The sequence below is a fragment of the Rathayibacter sp. AY2B7 genome (assembly GCF_002931635.1).
Classification (GTDB): domain Bacteria; phylum Actinomycetota; class Actinomycetes; order Actinomycetales; family Microbacteriaceae; genus Rathayibacter.
Genome location: NZ_PSUC01000151.1, coordinates 1 through 5,390, shown reverse-complemented (window position 1 = coordinate 5,390; position 5,390 = coordinate 1). Strand labels below are relative to the sequence as shown.

The following is a 5,390-nucleotide window of genomic DNA, read 5'->3' as shown; positions in this document are numbered from 1 at the left end:
GGATTGCCGCTGGTGCCGATCTTGATCCGCTCGCCGAAGCGGATGTAGTAGACGACGTCGACCCGGGGCGGCGGGAGCGCGGCCGGAGCGGCGGCAGCCGGAGGGGTGGATCGAGCGGACGGAGGAGTCGACGACGCGGCGGGCGCGGATCCGCTCGGGTCGGCGGGTGACGCGGACCCGCGGCCGGTGGGCGATGCGGACGTCGGGAGCCCCCGCGCGATCACGGCGGGCGGCGCCAGGAGGACGAAGGAGCCGTCGTCGGGGGCGGACATCGGCGCGAGCACCTCGGCGAGCCGACCGCCGATCATCGGCGCGGCCCGGGGCAGGCGCGGCGAGGCGAGCTCGGCGCAGTCGGGGCACCAGGAGGAGCGGCGCCGCTCCCGGCCGGGACGGTGGCGCTGCTCCTCAGGGGTAGCGACGAAGACGTGTCCGGCGTCGCAGAGCCAGCACAGGTAGACGTCGGCCGCGGGCGGGATCTGGCTGAGCACGATGCCCTCGTTGTACTCGGGCCGGTACTGCCGCACCAGGACGGGGTAGGACGCCCACGCCTCCCGGTAGGTGCCGACCGCGTAGGGGACGTCGGCGCCGCGAGAGAACCGCCGCCGCTGCCACCACCGCCCGATCGCCTCCGCCACCCTCCGCACGCTACGCGCGACCACCGACGCGGAAGCGGCGCCCGCGTGCGCAGGCGGGATCCCGAGACGCCCTGCGGGCTGCTCGATCAGCATGCGCGGCGGAAGGGACCCTCCACCCGCGACGCTGTGCTCCCGGCCGACTAGGTGACGGCGGAGCCGTCCCTGACCTAGTGAGCGGAGTCCTGCTCGTCGATGTCCGCGATCTCAGCCTCGTCCGGCTTGAAGGTCAGCGAGAACATGGCGATCGCGACGAGCACGACGATGAAGGCGACGCCGAACGAGATGAGCGCGACGACCGGCTCGCGGGTCGAGAGCATGACGACCAGGCCGACGAAGGCCGCCATCACCGCGGAGAAGCCGATGAGCTCGAGCGGGCGCAGGCGGTCCTTGCGCGTCGGCTGGAACGTGCGGGGCGTGAACTCGCCGGGGTCGCGCGCCGGGGCGGAGTCGGCCGCCGAGGCGCGGTCGGCGGGAGAGGCGGGGTCGTGGTGCTGGCCTTCGGCGGTCATCGGTCTCCTCCGGAGGTCGGTGTCGTGGGGGCGACGGGATCATGTCCGGTGGCTGCGTCGGCGCCGGCGGCCCATTTGAGCGAGAACGCCGCGATGGCGAGGAACACGGCGACCATCACGGCGTAGGCGCCGAGGAGGCCGACGGTGACGACGGGGTGGGGCGGGAGGAGTCCGAAGGCGGCGCCGAGGAGCATCGTGCCGATGCCGACGATCACGGAGTCGCGGGCGGCGAGGCCCTGACCGCGGCGGCCGCTCGAGAACTCGAGGAAGCCGGAGAGCAGCGCCCAGCCGGCGACGAGGGCGACGAAGGAGAGCAGGTTGGCGACCGGGAGCGCGACGAGCGCCGCGACTCCGGCGACCAGGGTGAGCACCGCGGAGCCGAGGGCGAGCGGGCGGGCCCGGCCGCTCCAGCTGCGGAGCCCGAGGGCGAGCGAGACGGCGCCGGTCGCGATCGCGAAGCCGCCGAAGACGGCGAGGCCGAAGGCGGGCCCGTGGTCGGGCGAGAAGGTGACGACGCAGCCGGCGACCGCCGCGATCACGGCGCGCGCGAGGGGCAGGGTCCACAGGCGGCGGTCGGAGTCGGCGGCGATGGCCACGGTCGAGCCTCTCTGGGATGGAGGGAGAAGGCGTCCGGGAGCGGACGGATGGGCGCGCGACGGCACGGCGACGCGGACTCCACCGATTTTACGCTCCTGCGGCTCCGCCCAGGCCCGGAGCGGGGCCCGGGGCGCGATCCGGGGCGAAGTCGCAGGCGGCTCAGCCGAGCCAGACCTCCTCGACCCGCGGGAACACGGCGTCGGCGGAGAAGCGCTCGCGGAAGCGCGCCCCAGCCTTCTCGACGACCTCGGCACGGGCGTCCTCGTCGGTGATGAGCTCGGTCAGCGCGGCGGCGAGGCCCTCCACGTCTCCGGGCGCGACCACGCGGCCGCAGCCGTCGCCGAGGACCTCGGGGATGCCGCCGACCGCGGTCGAGACGACGGCCGCGTCGCGGGCGAGAGCTTCGAGGATGAAGATCGGCATCGCCTCGTCGCGCGAGGGCAGGACGGCGATGGACGCCTCGTCGAGCAGGGCGAGCAGGCGGGCGTTCTCGAGCGAGCCGAGGAACTCGATCCCCGGGACGCCGCGGTCGACGACCTCCGGCTCGCGGATCGGACCGGCGACCAGCAGGCGCCAGCCCTCCTTGCCCTCGACCTGCGCCCACGCCTTCTGCAGCACGTCGACGCCCTTGCGGTGGCTGACGACGCCGCCGAAGACGACGGTGCGGGTCTTCTCGCGCGGGGTGCCCTGCTCGAGCGCGTTGGGCACGAGGTGCACGCGCTCGGCGGGGACGTAGCGGCGGCAGATCGCCGAGGTCTCCTCCGAGAGCGAGATGATCTCGTCCGCGCTTCGCAGCACGTCCTTCACCAGGCGCGGGTGCGCGGCGGTGAAGGCGGCGAACTCGCTGCCGTGCAGGTGGGCGACCGTGCGCAGGCCCAGGCGGTGCGCGAGGCGGAGGAGGGATCCCTCGCGGAGGAACGAGCCGCGCTCCGAGAGGTGGACGACGATCACGGCGCCGGGCTCGCGGCGCGCGATCGCGACGATGCGCGCGGCGGCGCCGGCGGCCAGGCGGGCCGCGGCGACGTGCTTCCCCGGAGCGGTGCGGGAGGAGATCACCCGGACGTCCGAGCGCTCGAACGGCCAGCGCAGGTACCCGTTGACGACCTGCGTCATGCCTCCGGGGACCTCTCCGCTGCGGCCGACGTGGTACACCCGCGTCTTCGGGCCGGCAGGGGCTGCAACGGCGGCCGGGCGGCTGCGGGGCGGCACGGCGAGCAGCGCCTGGATGTCGTCGCGGACGCCGCGGAGGCGCCCGCGGGCGACGAGCAGCTTCTCGAGCAGCTCGCTCCGGCGGGCGACCACGGCGGAGAAGGTCTCGACGCCGGCGGCCGGGGTCGTCCGGGACATGTCGACCGTGACGTCGTGGATCCCGATGGTCTCGAAGTGGCGCGAGGCCTTCGTCGATCCGTCCATCTGCAGGCTCACCGGGGCGGCGCCCTCGGTGAACGCCATGATGATCACGTGCAGCCGGTCGCTCATCGCGACGCGGGCCGTGCGGTAGAGCTCGCGCAGCAGGATCTCGTGCTCGTCGTGGGTGTGCGCCGGATCCCAGTCGAGGATGTCCGCGTCGAGGTCGGCGGCGAGACGGCGGGAGCGCTCGGCGTCGACGGCGACCTGCGTGACCACGACGATGTCGAGGTCCTCGCGCTCGGCGAAGCCCTTGATCGCAGCCAGCCACTCCTGCTCGGGGTAGGGGCGGGCGTCCACCTCGTGGTCCTCGCGGAGGGAGAGGACCAGCACGCGCCGCTCCTCGTCGGGCTGCGCGGCGAACGCGGTCAGCTCCGCGTCGCTCGAGCCCTCGCCGTAGCCGAGGTCGGGCATGGCGGCGCCGACGCGCATGTAGCCGGCGGTCTTGTCGTCGCGCCAGCGGGTGTAGCTCGAGAGCGCCATCGAGGGCCACATGATCGCGCGGGGCAGCGGGGCGAAGTTGCGGGTGCCCACGCCGGCGCGGATGACGCGGCCGCCGCCGAGGCGCACCAGGGCGATGCCCGGGAGCATCACGAGGTGCTCCTTCATCCCGATCAGGGTCAGCTGGATCTCTCCCGGCTTGAACACCGAGTTCGCCCGGCCGGCGAGGGCCTCGCGGGCGAGCGCCGCGTACCAGCGCAGGAGCGAGCGGTACACCGTGTCGTCCGGGCCCAGGCGCAGGCCGTCGTCGTAGCCCCACGGCGAGTGGCCCACGTAGACGTGGAGCGGACCCGACTCGCGGAGCCAGTCGAGGAGCTGGCGGCGCAGGATGATGTCGCCGATGTTCTCGTACTGGCCGCGGCCGACGGCGAAGATCGATCGGGCAGGTGTCACGGGCGGGCCTTTCGGGGGGGTTCGCGTGGGGGTGACCGGTGCGGAGCGGGGAGCGTCGCGGGTCTCCCCGGTCGATCCTCCTGCCGCGCTGCCGTCGTGGGCCGGGCCGGCCGGGCTCCGCAGGAGCGGGCTCGGGGCCGATGGCGCCCCGGGCAGACTAGCGCAGGCGGGCTCGGCGGCTCGAGGAGGAGTGCTCGCGTCAACAGCCGTTGGTGACCAGGAAGGCCTTGAGGAACGCGCCGGTCTGGTAGATGTACTGGTTCACCAGGTAGTCCAGGCCCATCGGCTCCCCCGAGGGCACCATCGAGAGCTCGCCGGAGTAGCAGCGCTCGATGATCATCTCGGCGCGCACGAGGTGGGAGGCGTTGGTGATCACGATGACGTGATCCCAGCCGTACTGCTCGGCCATGTCGCGCAGCTGCCGGGCCTCTCCCTGGGTCGTGAGCGGGTCGGCGGAGTAGCAGAGGACGTCGCCGCCGGGCTCGTTGCACTTCTTGTACTTCTTGGCCTCGTAGGGAGCGTTCATCTCGCCGGGGCCGACCGAGAGCACCATCGTGTCCGTCGCTCCGGAGGTGATGATCCGGCGGGCGAACTCGACGCGCGCCCTCGTGGACGGGCCGAGCACGAAGACCGCGTCCGCCTGCTCGGGGATCGGGTCGATCGGGGGCGTGACGTAGAGCGGGATCCCGGCGCCGAAGAGGGCGAGGATCACGAGGGGGACGAGCAGGAGCCGTCCGATCACGGTGCGAGCGCGGACCCGGGGGCGCCTCGGGCGCTCCCGGGACGGCGGGGTGGACGGCCGGTCGCCGGTCGCGGTCGTGGCCGTGTCCATCGCGTCCTCCCTCTCGTCGGGACCGCCGCTCGCCCGCGGCGGGTGATCCGCGACGCGGGTGCGACGGCGATCACCAGTGGAGAGCCCATCATCGCAGTGTTTCGGCGCGGGGTCGGCCCGGTGAACGCCCGGTCAATTCTCTCGCCCAGCGGCCCGGCCCGGGGCCGTGTCCAGAGTCGCCGGGTAGGGTCGCCGTTCCTCGACCGAGCAGCACTCCCCCTCGTCCATTCCACGGACGGGCATTCCCGGAGTCCCCTCCCGATCCGACATCCGCCCTCCGATCCGTCGTCGACAGCGCGTGTGACCGTTCCGTGTACACGCATGCGCGGCGGTTCGCCAGTCCTTCAGCGGAATCGCTGATACGAGCCCGACCACCACGCCCGAATGGGGCACTACAACCTGAATCCGTCTCATCCAGCCATCAGTCGCAAGGCCCGTCTATAGCGTCGGGAGGACCAGCACCACCCCCTTGAGCAGCCCCCTCGAACCGCCGAGCCCGCCTGCGCTAGTCTGCCC

Annotated in this window: 4 protein-coding genes and 1 pseudogene; all 5 read right to left on the bottom strand. The window is 73.4% G+C overall.

Annotated features, from left to right (window positions below):
• Window positions 1-635, bottom strand: a pseudogene (locus tag C5C27_RS18705) (hypothetical protein); the annotation flags it as partial.
• A 167-nt stretch (window positions 636-802) separates the two neighbouring features.
• Window positions 803-1,144: a hypothetical protein gene (locus C5C27_RS18700; protein WP_258066838.1), complete on the bottom strand. Its 342-nt coding sequence runs from the start codon at window positions 1,142-1,144 to the stop codon at window positions 803-805.
• The gene (locus tag C5C27_RS16400) at window positions 1,141-1,740 is read right to left on the bottom strand and encodes a DUF308 domain-containing protein (protein WP_104255875.1); all 600 of its coding nucleotides are present in this window, start codon (window positions 1,738-1,740) and stop codon (window positions 1,141-1,143) included. Before C5C27_RS16400 ends, C5C27_RS18700 begins: the two co-directional genes overlap by 4 nt.
• Window positions 1,741-1,900: 160 nt before the next feature.
• Window positions 1,901-4,042, bottom strand: coding sequence for a glycosyltransferase family 4 protein (locus tag C5C27_RS16395; protein ID WP_104314934.1), 2,142 nt, complete (start codon window positions 4,040-4,042; stop codon window positions 1,901-1,903).
• A gap of 199 nt (window positions 4,043-4,241) precedes the next feature.
• Complete coding sequence (locus tag C5C27_RS16390; protein WP_104314933.1) at window positions 4,242-4,874, bottom strand: YdcF family protein; 633 nt, start codon at window positions 4,872-4,874, stop codon at window positions 4,242-4,244.
• Window positions 4,875-5,390: the final 516 nt, after the last annotated feature.